Source organism: Pseudomonas sp. WC2 (assembly GCF_050586545.1).
Lineage (GTDB): Bacteria > Pseudomonadota > Gammaproteobacteria > Pseudomonadales > Pseudomonadaceae > Aquipseudomonas.
Map to the genome: position 1 here is coordinate 54,671 of NZ_JBOBDR010000005.1, position 15,164 is coordinate 69,834.

Annotated in this window: 12 protein-coding genes; 9 read left to right on the plus strand and 3 right to left on the minus strand. The window is 58.4% G+C overall.

The genetic code is table 11. The features are described 5' to 3' along the window. Positions 1–55: 55 nt before the first annotated feature. From dapC to map, 3 genes are read right to left on the minus strand one after another with little or no spacing between them, the layout of a single operon-like run. Positions 56–1,255 (minus strand): succinyldiaminopimelate transaminase, encoded by a 1,200-nt coding sequence (gene dapC / locus ACQ4OE_RS07465; protein WP_430946246.1) that lies wholly within the window; start codon positions 1,253–1,255, stop codon positions 56–58. Positions 1,256–1,298: 43 nt separating this feature from the next. Then, positions 1,299–4,001, minus strand: a complete 2,703-nt coding sequence (locus tag ACQ4OE_RS07470) for a [protein-PII] uridylyltransferase (RefSeq protein WP_122591349.1) — start codon at positions 3,999–4,001, stop codon at positions 1,299–1,301. Positions 4,002–4,042: 41 nt separating this feature from the next. Continuing rightward, positions 4,043–4,825: a type I methionyl aminopeptidase gene (map, locus tag ACQ4OE_RS07475; RefSeq protein ID WP_016985097.1), complete on the minus strand. Its 783-nt coding sequence runs from the start codon at positions 4,823–4,825 to the stop codon at positions 4,043–4,045. A 373-nt stretch (positions 4,826–5,198) separates the two neighbouring features. Here map and rpsB point away from each other — a divergent pair, with 373 nt between their 5' ends. The 9 genes from rpsB (at position 5,199) to bamA (ending at position 15,121) form a co-directional block, all read left to right on the plus strand. After that, positions 5,199–5,936, plus strand: a complete 738-nt coding sequence (rpsB, locus tag ACQ4OE_RS07480) for a 30S ribosomal protein S2 (protein ID WP_003222119.1) — start codon at positions 5,199–5,201, stop codon at positions 5,934–5,936. A 192-nt stretch (positions 5,937–6,128) separates the two neighbouring features. Beyond that, positions 6,129–6,992, plus strand: coding sequence for a translation elongation factor Ts (tsf, locus tag ACQ4OE_RS07485; protein WP_430946247.1), 864 nt, complete (start codon positions 6,129–6,131; stop codon positions 6,990–6,992). Between the two features lie 211 nt (positions 6,993–7,203). Continuing rightward, positions 7,204–7,947: a UMP kinase gene (pyrH, locus tag ACQ4OE_RS07490; protein WP_003222124.1), complete on the plus strand. Its 744-nt coding sequence runs from the start codon at positions 7,204–7,206 to the stop codon at positions 7,945–7,947. Beyond that, positions 7,944–8,501 carry a ribosome recycling factor gene (gene frr, locus ACQ4OE_RS07495; RefSeq protein WP_034156333.1) on the plus strand — a complete coding sequence of 186 codons (558 nt, stop codon included), beginning with the start codon at positions 7,944–7,946 and terminating at the stop codon, positions 8,499–8,501. Before pyrH ends, frr begins: the two co-directional genes overlap by 4 nt. A 14-nt stretch (positions 8,502–8,515) precedes the next feature. Continuing rightward, positions 8,516–9,271, plus strand: a complete 756-nt coding sequence (gene uppS, locus ACQ4OE_RS07500) for a polyprenyl diphosphate synthase (RefSeq protein WP_122591351.1) — start codon at positions 8,516–8,518, stop codon at positions 9,269–9,271. Continuing rightward, on the plus strand, positions 9,271–10,077 hold the full coding sequence (locus tag ACQ4OE_RS07505) for a phosphatidate cytidylyltransferase (RefSeq protein ID WP_122591353.1): 807 nt from the start codon (positions 9,271–9,273) through the stop codon (positions 10,075–10,077). The genes uppS and ACQ4OE_RS07505 overlap by 1 nt, the downstream gene beginning before the upstream one ends. After that, positions 10,074–11,264, plus strand: a complete 1,191-nt coding sequence (ispC, locus tag ACQ4OE_RS07510; protein ID WP_430946248.1) for a 1-deoxy-D-xylulose-5-phosphate reductoisomerase — start codon at positions 10,074–10,076, stop codon at positions 11,262–11,264. The genes ACQ4OE_RS07505 and ispC overlap by 4 nt, the downstream gene beginning before the upstream one ends. A gap of 54 nt (positions 11,265–11,318) precedes the next feature. Further along, positions 11,319–12,671, plus strand: a complete 1,353-nt coding sequence (gene rseP / locus ACQ4OE_RS07515) for a sigma E protease regulator RseP (protein WP_430946249.1) — start codon at positions 11,319–11,321, stop codon at positions 12,669–12,671. 74 nt (positions 12,672–12,745) lie between these two features. Then, positions 12,746–15,121 carry an outer membrane protein assembly factor BamA gene (gene bamA, locus ACQ4OE_RS07520; protein ID WP_122591358.1) on the plus strand — a complete coding sequence of 792 codons (2,376 nt, stop codon included), beginning with the start codon at positions 12,746–12,748 and terminating at the stop codon, positions 15,119–15,121. Positions 15,122–15,164: the final 43 nt, after the last annotated feature.

A 15,164-nucleotide genomic window follows, 5' to 3' on the forward strand; every position in this document is an offset into this window, starting at 1 on the left:
ATGTAACCTGCAATTAAGCCGACGCGCCAGATTGCCTGGCGCGGGAACTTGGTACTTATCTGTGACGAAGAATAAAGTCGCGGATGCGCTCGGCGGCTTCCACGCATTCGGCCAGCGGCGCAACCAGCGCCATGCGCACACGACCGGCGCCAGGATTCACGCCGTCAACGTCGCGGGACAGATAGGAGCCCGGCACCACGGTGACGTGCTCCTCGGCGAACAGATCGCGGCAGAATGCGGCGTCATCGCCTTGTACGTTCGGCCACAGGTAGAAGCTGCCGTCAGGGCGCTGCACATCCATGACCGGGCTGAGAATCGCCAGCACCGCATCGAACTTCTCGCGATACAGCGCACGGTTGGCGCGCACGTGGACTTCGTCGTTCCAGGCAGCGACGCTGGCCAGTTGCGTTTGCACCGGCATCGCGCAGCCGTGGTACGTGCGGTAGAGCAGGAAGCCTTTGAGGATGTCGGCATCGCCGGCGACAAAACCGGAACGCAGGCCCGGCAGGTTGGAGCGCTTGGACAGGCTGTGAAACACCACGCAGCGCTTGAAGTCCTTGCGGCCGAGTTCAACGCAGGCCGTCAACAGGCCCGGCGGTGGCGTTTGCTCGTTGAAGTACAGTTCGCTGTAGCACTCGTCCGCCGCGATCACGAAGTCGTATTCGTCGGCCAGAGCGATCAGTTTTTTCAGCACGTCGACCGGGATCAGCGCGCCAGTCGGGTTGCCCGGCGAGCACAAAAACAGGATCTGGCAGCGCTGCCAGATGTCCGGCGAGACAGCGTCGAAATCCGGGTTGAAGCCGTTTTCGTCGAGGCACGGCAGGTAGTGCGGCTTGGCGCCGGCGAGGAATGCCGCACCTTCGTAGATTTGATAGAACGGGTTCGGGCTGACCACCAGTGCGTCGTCGCCACGGTTGACCACGGTCTGGGTGAACGCAAACAGCGCTTCACGGGTGCCGTTGACCGGCAGTACGTTGCGCACCGGGTCGATCCAGCCGCTTTGCACGCCGAAACGACGCTCGCACCAGCCAGCGATGGCTTCGCGCAGGGCCGGAATGCCCAACGTGGTCGGATACACCGCCATTTGATCCAGACTGTTGGCCAGCGCTTCGGCGACAAAGCTCGGCGAGCGGTGCTTCGGCTCGCCGATCGATAGGGCGATCGGGCGTTTGTCCGGGTTCGGTGTCACGGTGCCGAGCAGGGCGCGGAGCTTTTCGAACGGGTAAGGCTGGAGCTGGTTCAAAGCGTTGTTCATGGGGGCTGGGTCTCGTGCTAAGCCATTTGAATCCGTGCGCGCATCAGATGCTGAGGCGCGAAAGCTTGATATCGGGTTCCTGATTGACGCTCAACTGCTCAACGATCGCGTCCTGCAGGCGGCTGCACAGCAGCGGGTCGGACAGCGGCTGGTTGTGCGCGTCGGTGATGAAGAACACGTCTTCCACGCGCTCGCCCAGGGTCGCAATCTTGGCGTTCTGCAGCGACAGGTCGAATTCGAGGAAAATCCCGCCGATCCGCGCCAGCAGTCCCGGGCGATCAGGTGCGGTCAATTCCAGCACGGTCACCGGGCGTTGCGCGTCGTTGTGAATCGTCACTTGCGGCGCAAAGGCAAAATGCTTGAGCTGGCGCGGCACGCGACGCTGAATGATCGTGGGGTAGTCATCCGGGTCGCGCAGGGCTTCGGTCAGACCCTCGCGGATCTGTTTGACCCGCGTCGGGTTATCGCCGATCGATTCGCCTTCGTTGTCGAGCACGATGTAGGTGTCGAGGGTGAACTGGCTGCTCGAGGTAATGACCCGGGCGTCATGAATGTTCAGGTTGAGCTGATCCATCGCGGCCACGGTCACGGCGAAGAAGTCGTGCTGATCCGGTGCATAAATGAAGATCTGCGTGCCCCCCTCGAACTCGCGCTGGGTGGTTTCCTTGATCAGCACCAGTGGCCCGCCATCGACCGGCTGCTGCAGGATCGCATCGCTGTGCCAGGCCACGTCGCCGGCGGTGTGGCGCAGGAAATAGTCATCGCCCAATTGCGCCCACAACTGCTCGACGTCGTCCGGATCGGTGCCGCCGCGCACGAGAATATCCAGAGCGGCGCTCTGGGTCTGGCGAATCTGCTCTTCGCGATCCACCGGATTTTCCAGGCCACGGCGCAGTGCGCGTTTGGTCTCGGTATAGAGCTGGCGCAAGAGGCTGGCGCGCCACGAGTTCCACAACGTCGGGTTGGTCGCGTTGATATCGGCCACGGTCAGCACGTAGAGATAATCGAGGCGAGTTTCGTCGCCGACCGCCTGAGCGAAATCGTGTATCACCTGCGGGTCGGACAAGTCCTTGCGCTGGGCGGTGGTCGACATCACCAGGTGGTTCTGCACCAGCCAGACGATCAGGCGGCTGTCCCACACCGGTAACTGATGGCGCTGGCAGAACGCCTCGGCATCGACCGCGCCAATCTCCGAGTGATCGCCGTGCCGGCCCTTGCCGATGTCGTGGTACAGGCCGGCCATATAAATGAGTTCAGGCTTGGGCAATTTGGCCATGAGCTTGGCCGCCAGCGGAAATTTTTCCGAGACTTGGGTGTACTGCAATTTGCGCAGGTGCTTGATCAGGTTCAGCGTGTGCGCATCGACCGTATAGATGTGGAACAGGTCGTGCTGCATCTGCCCGACGATGAAACCGAACTCCGGCAGATAACGGCCAAGGATGCCGTAGCGGTTCATCCGGCGCAGGTTGCGGTGGATGCCGATCTTGCACTTGAACAGTTCGATGAACAGGCTGGTGTTGCGAATATCGTTACGGAAGTTGTCGTCGATCAGGTGACGGTGTTCGCGCAGCAAGCGAATGGTGTCGGCGCGCACGCCTTTGATTTCCGGTTGTTGCGCCATCAGCACGAAGATCTCGAGCATGGCGAACGGTGTGCGGCGGAACACGTTGTCGTTGCGCGCTTCAATATAGCCGTCATGTAGCTGGAAACGCGCATTGATCGGTTGTGGCGGCGCTTCGTCTTCCGGGGCGAGGATGACCTCTTCGAAATGCTGGATGATCAGGTCGCTGAGCTGGGCGATGCTCATCACCACGCGGAAATACTGTTGCATGAAGTTTTCGACGGCCTGTTTGGCGTCGTCACCCTCAAACCCAAGCAAACCTGCAATGGTGCGCTGGTGGTCGAACAGCAAGCGGTCTTCGGAGCGGCCCGCCAGCATGTGCAGGGCGTAGCGCACCTTCCAGAGAAATTCCTGGGAGGAGGCGAGCAGGGCGTTTTCGCTTTCGACCAGGAAACCTTCACCGGCAAGGGCGCGCAGGTTGAGCGTGCCGTATTGGCGACGGGCAACCCAGAGAATCGTCTGAATATCCCGCAAGCCGCCGGGCGAGCCTTTGACGTTGGGTTCCAGGTTGTACTCGGTGTCGTTGTATTTGTGGTGGCGGGCCTTTTGTTCAGCGCGTTTGGCCAGGAAAAACTCCTTGGCTGGCCACATGTGAGCGGTGCTGGTGACATCGAGCATACGCTGGCGCAGACGCTCGGGGCCGCAGATGGTGCGGCTTTCCATCAGGTTGGTGACCACCGTCAAATCGGCTCGGGCCTCCTGGGCGCATTCATCGACCGAGCGCACGCTCTGACCGACTTCCAGGCCGATGTCCCACAACAATGTGAGAAAACGCTCAATGGAGTCGCGGAAAACTTCGTGGTCGGCGCTGTCCAGCAGGATCAGCAGATCGATATCGGAATAAGGGTGCAGCTCGCCGCGACCATAACCGCCGACCGCGACCAGCGCGATGTCGGCGTCTTCGCTCCAGTTGAACTGGTCCCAGGCCTTTTGCAGGATATTGTCGACGAACCACGCGCGGTCTTCGATCAGGCGGCGGATGTCGCGGCCATTGCGAAAGCGCGTGTCGAGTACCTCGCGAGCCTGGCGGATCGCCTTCTTGAACGCCGCGATAGGACTCGCTTTGAGGGCCAGTTCAGCCTGGAACTGGCCGCGGTCGAAGAGTTCGGGATCCACCTGCGGCATCGATTGGCTTTCCTTCTATAAGGCTGGGAACGTTTTCTGGATCAGGCCGAGATGCGCGGGATGGTGTCGTCGGCGCGCAGGGTGAAGATCTCGTAGCCGGTATCGGTCACGAGCAGGGTGTGTTCCCACTGTGCCGAGAGCTTGCGGTCTTTGGTGATTGCGGTCCAGCCGTCGCCCAATACCTTGGTGTCGGCCTTGCCCTGGTTGATCATCGGCTCGATGGTGAAGGTCATGCCGGCCTTCAGTTCCATGCCGGTGCCCGCGCGACCGTAGTGCAGAATCTGCGGTTCTTCATGGAACACTTTGCCGATGCCGTGACCGCAGAACTCGCGGACCACCGAAAAGCCGTTCTTTTCAGCGTGCTTCTGGATGACTTCGCCGATGTCGCCGAGGCGGCAGCCAGGTTTGACGATCTCGATCGCCTTGTACATGCATTCCTGAGTGATCTGCGACAGGCGCTCGGCCCAGACCGGCACTTCGCCGACGTGGAACATGCGGCTGGTGTCACCGTGATAGCCGTCCTTGATCACGGTCACGTCGATGTTCAGGGTGTCGCCGTTTTTCAGCGGCTTGTCGTTCGGGATGCCGTGGCACACCACGTGGTTGATCGAGGTGCAGATCGACTTCGGGTAGCCCTTGTAGTTGAGCGGGGCAGGGATGGCTTGCTGCACATTGACGATGTAGTCGTGGCAGATCTGGTTCAGCTCATCAGTGGTGACGCCCGGTTTGACATGTTCGGCAATCATTTCCAGCACATCGGCGGCCAGTTTGCCGGCGACACGCATGCCAGCGATGTCCTCGGGGGTTTTGAGGTTGACGGTCATACAGGCTCTCTCTGCGCTCGGCGGCGCTTGCAGATACGGATTGGGCAGCAGGTGTTCGGTTTGCGACCCTGAAAAACGCGATTCTAACAGACGAAAGGAGCAAATCCGCGCCTGCGTGCATCGCTTCTCTCTATACAATGGTGGCCCTGAAGCCGATTCCAAGGGGGCTGCGCCCATGTCCTTGGTGCGAATACAGATTTCGTGTTCCGTTTCTGCGCACCCTGTGGTATAAAATGCGCCGCTTTCCGGGGATACCCCGAAAGGCTTAAATCCACACACGTGTCGACACGATGACCTGGGTGCCCTTGGCTTTATGCCACTGGTTGGTCATTGGGATACGTGGAGGCCAAACCCGACTTATTAAGGAACTATCATGTCCCAAGTCAACATGCGCGATATGCTGAAGGCCGGTGTGCACTTCGGTCACCAAACCCGTTACTGGAATCCGAAAATGGGTAAGTACATTTTCGGCGCGCGTAACAAGATTCACATCATCAACCTTGAAAAAACCCTGCCAATGTTCAACGAAGCTCTGACTTTCGTAGAGCGTCTGGCCCAGGGCAAAAACAAGATTCTGTTCGTCGGCACCAAGCGTTCCGCTGGCAAGATCGTTGCTGAAGAAGCAGCACGTTGCGGTTCGCCGTACGTCGATCACCGGTGGTTGGGCGGCATGCTGACCAACTTCAAAACCATTCGTGCTTCCATCAAGCGTCTGCGTGACCTTGAAGTTCAAGCCGAAGACGGTACTTTCGCCAAGCTGACCAAGAAAGAAGCGCTGATGCGCTCCCGTGACCTGGAAAAGCTGGATCGTTCGCTGGGCGGCATCAAGGACATGGGCGGTCTGCCAGACGCACTGTTCGTGATCGACGTTGACCACGAGCGCATCGCGATCACCGAAGCCAACAAGCTGGGCATCCCGGTAATCGGCGTTGTCGATACCAACAGCAGCCCTGAAGGCGTTGACTACATCATCCCAGGCAACGATGACGCAATCCGCGCTATCCAGCTGTACATGGGTTCGATGGCTGACGCAGTCATCCGCGGTCGCAACAACGTTGCTGGCGGTACTGTTGAATTCGCAGCTGAAGAAACTCAGGCTGCAGCTGAGTAATTGACGCCCTGGCGTTGACTCAGTAAGCAAAAAGGGGGCTTGGCCCCCTTTTTGCCACCTCGAAAACCATTAGTCGGCAGCGCAGCTACAGCTCCTGTAACGTGCAGCAGCTACAAGGTGGGGCTCGGGACGAATTGAACGCCCGTTCGATCGGGTGGAATGGTTGAAAACCTATCCAAGAGGAATTTGAAAATGGCAGCAATTACTGCAGCGTTGGTTAAAGAACTGCGCGAGCGTACCGGCGAAGGCATGATGGACTGCAAGAAAGCCCTGGAAAAGGCTGACGGCGACATCGAAAAAGCCATTGATGACATGCGTGCTTCGGGCGCGATCAAGGCTGCGAAAAAGGCTGGCAACGTTGCCGCTGAAGGCGCAATCGCAATCAAGGACGACGGTAAAGCTGCCGTTATCCTGGAAGTGAACTCGCAGACCGACTTCCTGGCTCTGCAAGACGACTTCAAAAACTTCGTTGCTGCCAGCGTTGAAAAAGCTTTCGCTGACAAGCTGACCGACGCTGCTCCGCTGATCGCTTCGCAAGAAGCTGCTCGTGAAGCGCTGGTTGCCAAAGTAGGCGAAAACGTCAACATCCGTCGTCTGACCCGTATCGAAGGTGACGTTGTAGGTTCGTACCTGCACGGCAACAAGATCGGTGTTGTTGTGGCTCTGAAAGGCGGTGACGTCGAGCTGGCCAAAGACATTGCGATGCACGTAGCTGCCAGCAACCCTGAGTTCCTGCTGCCTTCGCAAGTTTCGGCTGAAGCGATCGAGCGCGAAAAAGCTGTGTTCCTGCAGCTGAACGAAGAGAAGATCAAAGGCAAGCCAGAAAACATTGTTGAGAACATGGTCAAAGGCCGTATCAGCAAGTTCCTGGCAGAAGCGAGCCTGGTTGAGCAGGCGTTCGTCAAGAACCCTGAAATCAAGGTTGGCGAGCTGGCCAAGAAAGGCGGCGCAGAAATCGTTTCCTTCACCTACTACAAAGTAGGCGACGGCATCGAGAAGCCGGTCGACAACTTCGCTGAAGAAGTTGCTGCCCAGCTGGCTGCCGCCAAGCAATAAGACGGTTTTTCAACTGTCGCCCGAAAGAGGCTGCCCGCTCACGCGCGCAGCCTCTTTTCAGATGGGGTAACCAATTTTTTATTGGTTTACTTCAGGAACTGACTTACAAAGCCATGTTCCGATGGCGCTGAAGCAGCGCCAAGCTAGAGTGAACGCCAGCTGTAAACAGCTCGCAAAGAATTTTTAAAATACGCCGCAGGAGAGATTCGCAATGGCTCAGCAGGGCAGTGGTTATCAGGCTCGCTATAAACGCATTCTACTCAAGCTTAGCGGCGAGGCCCTGATGGGCTCGGAAGAGTTCGGGATCGATCCGAAAGTCCTGGATCGCATGGCGCTGGAAGTCGGCCAACTGGTCGGTATCGGCGTACAGGTCGGTCTGGTGATCGGCGGGGGCAACCTGTTCCGCGGCGAAGCCTTGAGCAAAGCCGGTATGGATCGGGTCACAGGCGACCACATGGGCATGCTGGCCACTGTGATGAACGCTCTGGCCATGCGCGATGCGCTCGAGCGTGCCAATATCTCGGCCATCGTGATGTCGGCTATCTCCATGGTTGGCGTGACTGATCACTATGATCGCCGCAAAGCCATGCGCCACCTGAACTCCAAAGACGTCGTGATCTTCGCGGCGGGTACCGGCAATCCGTTCTTCACCACGGATTCGGCAGCCTGTCTGCGTGCAATCGAAATCGACGCCGACGTTGTGCTCAAGGCGACCAAGGTCGATGGCGTTTACACTGCAGACCCATTCAAAGACCCGCATGCCGAGAAGTTCGATCATCTGACTTATGATGAAGTACTGGATCGCAAGCTGGGCGTGATGGATCTGACTGCTATTTGCCTGTGCCGCGACCACAAGATGCCGCTGCGCGTATTCAACATGAACAAGCCCGGCGCCCTGCTGAACATCGTCCATGGCGGCGCTGAAGGCACCCTGATCGAGGAAGGTCAACAATGATCAACGAAATCAAAAAAGACGCTCAAGAGCGCATGCAAAAATCCCTGGACTCCCTGACCCACGCTTTTGGTCAGATTCGTACCGGCAAGGCTCACCCAAGCATTCTGGGTAGCGTGATGGTGCCTTACTACGGCGCGGATACCTCCATCACCCAGGTTGCCAACATCACCGTTAAAGACTCGCGCACCCTGCAAGTCGTTGCGTTCGAGCGCAACATGCTCGCGGCGGTCGACAAGGCAATCCAGAGCGCTGGTCTGAACCTCAACCCGACCAACCTCGGCGAGTTGTTGCTGATCTCCATGCCAGCCCTGACTGAAGAAACCCGCAAGGGCTTCACCAAGCAGGCGCGCAGTGCCGCCGAAGACGCTCGTGTTGCCGTGCGCAACATTCGTCGTGACGCACTGGGCGAGCTGAAGAAGCTGGTCAAGGATAAGGAAATCAGCGAAGACGAAGAGCGTCGTGCTGCTGCCGATATTCAGAAGATCACCGACAAGGCTGAGGCTGATATCGACGCGGCTACCAAGCAAAAAGAAGCGGATCTGATGGCCGTATAAGGGTCGAGTTTTTAATGGACAAGACCAAGCAGACTGCGCCGTCCGCGGTGCCGCGCCATGTCGCGATCATCATGGATGGTAACAATCGCTGGGCGAAAAAACGCTTTATGCCGGGTGTCGCCGGGCATAAAGCGGGTGTGGATGCTGTGCGGGCCGTGATCGAGGTGTGTGCTGAGGCCAAGGTTGAAGTGCTGACCTTGTTCGCGTTCTCCAGTGAAAACTGGCAGCGTCCGGCCGATGAGGTCAGTGCCTTGATGGATCTGTTCTTCAAGGCGTTGCGTCGTGAGGCCAAGCGCCTCAACGACAACAACATCAGCCTGCGTATCATCGGTGACCGCTCGCGCTTCCATCCGGAGCTGCAGGCGGCAATGCGCGAAGCGGAAGCCATGACGGTCGGTGCCAATCGCTTTGTGCTGCAGATCGCTGCCAATTATGGCGGTCAGTGGGATATTGCTCAGGCTGCACAGCGTCTGGCGCGTGAAGTTCAAGCGGGCCATCTGCGCCCCGAAGACATTACGCCGGATCTGTTGCAGACCTGCCTGGCAACAGGCGATCTGCCGTTGCCGGATCTGTGCATCCGCACCGGCGGCGAGCATCGCATCAGCAACTTCCTGCTGTGGCAGCTGGCCTACGCCGAGCTGTATTTCTCCGACCTGTTCTGGCCGGACTTCAAACACGATGCCATGCGCAATGCGCTGGCCGATTTCGCTTCGCGCCAACGTCGTTTCGGTAAAACGAGCGAACAGGTTGAAGCTGGAGCCCGGGTTTAATGCTTAAACAACGAATCATCACTGCACTGATCCTGCTGCCAATCGCCCTGTGTGGGTTTTTCCTGCTCGAGGGCTCCGGTTTTGCGCTGTTCATCGGTCTGGTCGTGAGTCTGGGTGCCTGGGAATGGGCGCGCCTGGCAGGCTTCACAGCACAATCGTTCCGTGTCGGCTTCGCCGCGGTGGTCGCGTTGATGCTGTTCGTCATGTACATCCTGCCTGGCCTCGCTCCCTGGGTTCTCGGTGCTTCCGTGCTGTGGTGGGCGGTGGCGACCTGGCTGGTGCTGACCTACCCGCGCTCCAGCGAGCACTGGTCCAGCGCGGCTACCAAACTGGTGATTGGTTTGTTGATCCTGCTGCCAGCCTGGCAAGGCTTGGTGCAGATCAAACAGTACCCGCTGGGCAACTGGCTGATCATGGCGGTGATGGTGTTGGTGTGGGGTGCTGATATCGGTGCCTATTTCTCGGGCCGGGCTTTTGGCAAGCGCAAGCTGGCGCCGCAGGTCAGTCCGGGTAAAAGCTGGGAAGGTGTGTACGGTGGTCTGGCGCTAAGCCTGGTGATTACCGCAATCGTCGGCCTGGTGCGCGACTGGACCGTAGCCGAATTGCTCAAGGGCTTGATCGGTGCAGCGTTGATCGTGTTCATTTCGGTGGTGGGCGACCTCACTGAGAGCATGTTCAAGCGTCAGTCCGGCATCAAGGACAGCAGCAATCTCCTGCCCGGCCATGGCGGCGTTCTGGATCGCATCGACAGTTTGACTGCAGCCATTCCGGTGTTTGCCGTGCTGCTCTGGATGGCTGCGCCGTGAGTCGTCCCCAGCAGATCACTGTTCTAGGGGCTACCGGTTCGATCGGTCTGAGCACCCTCGATGTCATCGCTCGTCATCCCGAGCGTTATCAGGTTTTCGCGCTGACGGGCTTCACTCGGCTGAGTGAGCTGTTCGCCCTGTGTGTGCGTCATGTGCCGCAGTTTGCGGTGGTGCCGCAGGTCGAAGCCGCTCGTAGCTTGCAGGATGATTTACGTGCTGCCGGGCTGCCGACCCGCGTTCTGGTAGGGGGGGAGGGCTTGTGTCAGGTCGCTTCCGCGCCGGAAGTCGACGCGGTGATGGCGGCGATTGTCGGGGCGGCGGGTCTGCGTCCTACGCTGGCCGCGGTCGAGGCAGGCAAGAAGATTCTTCTGGCCAATAAAGAGGCGCTGGTGATGTCCGGCGCCTTGTTCATGCAGGCCGTGCGCAAGAGCGGCTCTGTACTGCTGCCGATCGACAGTGAACACAATGCGATTTTTCAGTGCATGCCGCAGGATTTTGCCCGTGGGCTGAATTCGGTAGGTGTGCGTCGGATTTTACTGACAGCCTCCGGCGGCCCCTTCCGGCAGACGCCGATGGCCGAGCTGGCGCATGTTTCACCTGATCAGGCCTGCGCGCATCCGAACTGGTCCATGGGGCGCAAAATCTCCGTGGATTCGGCGAGCATGATGAACAAGGGGCTCGAGCTGATTGAAGCCTGCTGGCTGTTCGATGCCAAGCCTTCGCAGGTTGAGGTGGTGATCCATCCGCAAAGCGTGATCCATTCGCTGGTTGATTACGTGGATGGTTCGGTGTTGGCGCAGTTGGGCAACCCCGATATGCGCACGCCGATCGCCAATGCCTTGGCGTGGCCGGAGCGCATCGACTCTGGCGTCGCACCGCTGGACCTGTTTGCGATTGCGCGTCTGGATTTCGAGGCGCCCGATGAACAACGCTTCCCTTGTCTGCGCCTGGCGCGGCAAGCTGCTGAAGCGGGCGACAGCGCCCCGGCGATGTTGAATGCGGCCAACGAAGTCGCCGTCGCAGCGTTTCTCGATGGACGGGTCCGCTATCTGGAAATCGCGAGTATCATCGAAGAGGTTCTGGATCGTGAGCCGGTGGTCACGCTGGATGATCTCGATGCGGTGTTCACGGCGGATGCAAAGGCTCGCATTCTGGCTGAGCAGTGGCTGAGCCGGCACGGTCGATAGGTTTTGCAACACAATGGCTACACGCGGCACTGAACGGGATTGCGGAGAAAGTAGATGAGCGCGCTCTATATGATTGCCGGCACCCTGATCGCTTTGGGTGTGCTGGTCACCTTTCACGAATTCGGCCACTTCTGGGTCGCGCGTCGCTGTGGCGTCAAGGTTCTGCGTTTCTCCGTAGGCTTCGGCATGCCGCTGTTGCGCTGGCACGACAAGCAAGGCACCGAGTTCGTGGTTGCTGCGATCCCGTTGGGTGGCTACGTCAAAATGCTCGATGAGCGCGAAGGCGAAGTACCGGTCGCTCAGCTTGATCAGTCGTTCAATCGCAAATCCGTGCGTCAGCGTATCGCTATCGTGGCCGCCGGTCCTATCGCCAACTTTCTTTTGGCCCTGGTGTTCTTCTGGGTGTTGGCAATGCTCGGCAGCGAGCAGATACGCCCGGTCATCGGCGCAGTCGAATCCGGCAGTATCGCCGCCAAGGCCGGTTTGACTTCAGGTCAGGAAATCGTCGCTATCGATGGTGAGCCGACGTCGGGTTGGGCGGCCGTCAATTTGCAGTTGGTGCGTCGACTTGGTGAAAGCGGCTCCTTGCAGTTGATGGTGCGCGAGCAAGGCTCGACCGCTGACTCTGCACGCGAACTGGCTCTGGACCACTGGCTTAAAGGCGCTGATGAGCCGGATCCGATTCGTTCGCTGGGCATTCGTCCGTGGCGCCCGGCGTTGCCACCAGTGCTTGCCGAGCTTGATCCAAAAGGTCCGGCCCAGGCCGCCGGCCTGAAAACCGGTGATCGTCTGCTGTCGCTTGACGGTCAGGCACTTAATGATTGGCAACAAGTTGTTGATACCGTTCGTACGCGTCCTGATACCAAAATCATGCTGCGCGTCGAGCGCGACAGTGCTCAAATCGACGTTCCGGTCACGTTGGCCGCACGCGGTGAAAGTAAATCGCCAAGCGGTTATCTGGGCGCTGGGGTGAAAGCTGTCGACTGGCCACCGGAGATGATCCGCGAAGTCAGTTATGGGCCATTGGCCGCGATTGGCGAGGGTGCCCGACGCACTTGGACCATGAGCATTCTGACGCTGGATTCACTGAAGAAAATGCTGTTCGGCGAGCTCTCGGTAAAAAACTTGAGTGGACCGATAACCATTGCTAAAGTGGCGGGCGCTTCTGCCCAGTCGGGCGTCGCTGATTTCCTGAATTTCCTTGCTTATCTGAGTATTAGCCTGGGCGTTCTGAATTTGCTGCCCATTCCTGTACTGGATGGGGGGCATTTGTTGTTTTATCTGATCGAGTGGGCGCGTGGTCGTCCCTTGTCGGATCGGGTGCAAGGTTGGGGGATACAGATCGGTATCAGTTTGGTGGTCGGGGTGATGTTGCTTGCTCTGGTCAACGATCTGGGTCGACTGTAACGCTTCGCTGAATTGCGAATCTGCCGCATTTTGCGGCAGTTTGTTTATTGCCAGTTGGAATAAGAAAGGACTTCATGAAACGTCTGCTGCTAACTGCGGTTCTCACCGTATTGATGATCGCCGAAGTTCACGCCGAGTCCTTCACTATCTCTGATATTCGCGTCAATGGCCTCCAGCGGGTCTCCGCGGGTAGTGTCTTTGGTGCCTTGCCGTTGAACGTCGGCGAGCAGGCGGATGATCGTCGCCTGGTGGAATCCACTCGTGCGTTGTTCAAAACCGGTTTCTTTCAAGATATCCAGCTGGGCCGCGAAGGCAACGTTCTGGTAATCACGGTTGTCGAGCGTCCATCCGTCGCCAGTATCGAGATCGAAGGTAACAAGGCGATCTCCACTGAAGACCTGATGAAGGGCCTCAAGCAATCCGGTCTGGCCGAAGGCGAGATCTTCCAGCGTGCCACCCTCGAAGGCGTGCGTAACGAGCTGCAACGTCAGTACGTCGCGCAAGGCCGCTACTCGGCTACCGTCGATACCGAAGTGGTCTCGCAGCCGCGCAACCGTGTTGGTCTGAAAGTGAAGATCAACGAAGGTACTGTCGCGGCCATTCAGCACATCAACGTGGTGGGCAACACGGTTTTCCCAGAGGAAGACCTGACCGACCTGTTCGAACTGAAAACCACCAACTGGCTGTCGTTCTTCAAGAACGATGACAAGTACGCTCGTGAAAAACTGTCCGGTGACCTGGAACGTCTGCGTTCCTACTACCTGGACCGTGGCTACATCAACATGGACATCGCTTCGACCCAAGTGTCCATCACCCCGGACAAGAAGCACGTCTACATCACGGTCAACGTGACCGAAGGTGAGAAGTACACCGTTCGTGACGTCAAGCTCAGCGGTGACCTGAAAGTCCCTGAAGATCAGGTCAAATCCTTGCTGCTGGTACAGAAGGGTCAGGTGTTCTCGCGCAAGCTGATGACCACCACATCCGAACTGATCACCCGTCGTCTGGGTAACGAGGGTTACACCTTCGCCAACGTGAACGGCGTGCCTCAGCCGCACGATGATGACCACACCGTGGACATCCTGTTTGCTGTCGATCCAGGCAAGCGCGCTTACGTCAACCGCATCAACTTCCGTGGCAACACCAAGTCCGAAGACGAAGTGCTGCGTCGTGAAATGCGTCAGATGGAAGGGGGCTGGGCTTCGACTTACCTGATCGACCAATCCAAGACACGTCTTGAGCGTCTGGGCTTCTTCAAGGAAGTCAACGTCGAAACCCCGGCCGTGCCAGGTGTCGACGACCAGGTTGACGTGAACTACGCGGTAGAAGAACAGGCCTCCGGTTCGATCACTGCCAGCGTCGGTTTCGCCCAGAGCGCCGGTCTGATCCTCGGTGGTTCGATCACCCAGAACAACTTCCTCGGTACCGGTAACCGCGTCAGCGTCGGTCTGACCCGCAGCGAATACCAGAGCCGCTACAACTTCGGTTACGTTGACCCGTACTGGACCGCCGATGGCGTGAGCCTGGGTTACAACGCGTTCTATCGCACCACTGACTACAAAGACCTCGACGTCGACGTAGCAAGCTATGCGGTAGACAGCCTGGGTGCCGGTGTGAACGTCGGTTACCCGATCAGCGAGACTTCGCGTCTGACCTTTGGTCTGTCCGTTCAACAGGACGAGATCAAGACCGGGACCTACACCGTTGACGAGATTTTCGACTTCGTTAACAAGGAAGGCGACAAGTACCTGAACTTCAAGGCCTCGGCTGGCTGGTCGGAATCGACCCTGAACAAAGGTGTTCTGCCGACCCGTGGTCGTTCGCAGAGCCTGACGCTGGAATCGACTATTCCAGGCAGTGACCTGTCGTTCTACAAACTTGATTACCGTGGTCAGCTGTTCCAGCCGATCACCGAGAACTACACCCTGCGTCTGCACACCGAGCTGGGTTATGGCGACGGCTACGGCGGAACTGACGGCTTGCCGTTCTATGAAAACTACTATGCTGGTGGTTTCAACTCGGTTCGTGGCTTCAAGGACAGTACACTTGGCCCGCGCAGTACGCCGAGCCGGGGTAACAACCCGGGTACGCTGGCTGACCCGGACCAGGATCCACTGCCGTTCGGTGGTAACGTCCTGATCCAGGGTGGCGTCGAGGTTCTGTTCCCGCTGCCATTCGTCAAGGATCAACGCTCCCTGCGTACTTCGGTATTCTGGGATGTGGGTAACGTATTTGACTCGCAGTGCAAGGACACTACCAATGCGAATGGCTCGACGTCGAACACCAAGTGCAACGACATCAGCCTGAGCAACATGGCCAGTTCCGTGGGTGTGGGTGTGACCTGGGTCACCGCACTGGGTCCTCTGAGCTTCGCGTTGGCCATGCCGATCAAGAAGCCGGATGAGGCTGAAACTCAAGTGTTCCAATTCTCCCTCGGTCAGACCTTCTAAGCGTCTGACCCAAGATAACGACAATGGATTTTGTAGGAGTGCA

Bases quoted from the DNA above. Each gene is read 5' to 3' on its own strand.
- tsf (WP_430946247.1), top strand. From the start codon at position 6,129: ATGGCAGCAATTACTGCAGCGTTGGTTAAAGAACTGCGCGAGCGTACC.
- ACQ4OE_RS07505 (WP_122591353.1), top strand. From the start codon at position 9,271: ATGCTTAAACAACGAATCATCACTGCACTGATCCTGCTGCCAATCGCC.
- dapC (WP_430946246.1), bottom strand. From the start codon at position 1,255: ATGAACAACGCTTTGAACCAGCTCCAGCCTTACCCGTTCGAAAAGCTC.
- ACQ4OE_RS07470 (WP_122591349.1), bottom strand. From the start codon at position 4,001: ATGCCGCAGGTGGATCCCGAACTCTTCGACCGCGGCCAGTTCCAGGCT.
- rpsB (WP_003222119.1), top strand. From the start codon at position 5,199: ATGTCCCAAGTCAACATGCGCGATATGCTGAAGGCCGGTGTGCACTTC.
- map (WP_016985097.1), bottom strand. From the start codon at position 4,825: ATGACCGTCAACCTCAAAACCCCCGAGGACATCGCTGGCATGCGTGTC.
- frr (WP_034156333.1), top strand. From the start codon at position 7,944: ATGATCAACGAAATCAAAAAAGACGCTCAAGAGCGCATGCAAAAATCC.
- pyrH (WP_003222124.1), top strand. From the start codon at position 7,204: ATGGCTCAGCAGGGCAGTGGTTATCAGGCTCGCTATAAACGCATTCTA.
- rseP (WP_430946249.1), top strand. From the start codon at position 11,319: ATGAGCGCGCTCTATATGATTGCCGGCACCCTGATCGCTTTGGGTGTG.
- bamA (WP_122591358.1), top strand. From the start codon at position 12,746: ATGAAACGTCTGCTGCTAACTGCGGTTCTCACCGTATTGATGATCGCC.
- uppS (WP_122591351.1), top strand. From the start codon at position 8,516: ATGGACAAGACCAAGCAGACTGCGCCGTCCGCGGTGCCGCGCCATGTC.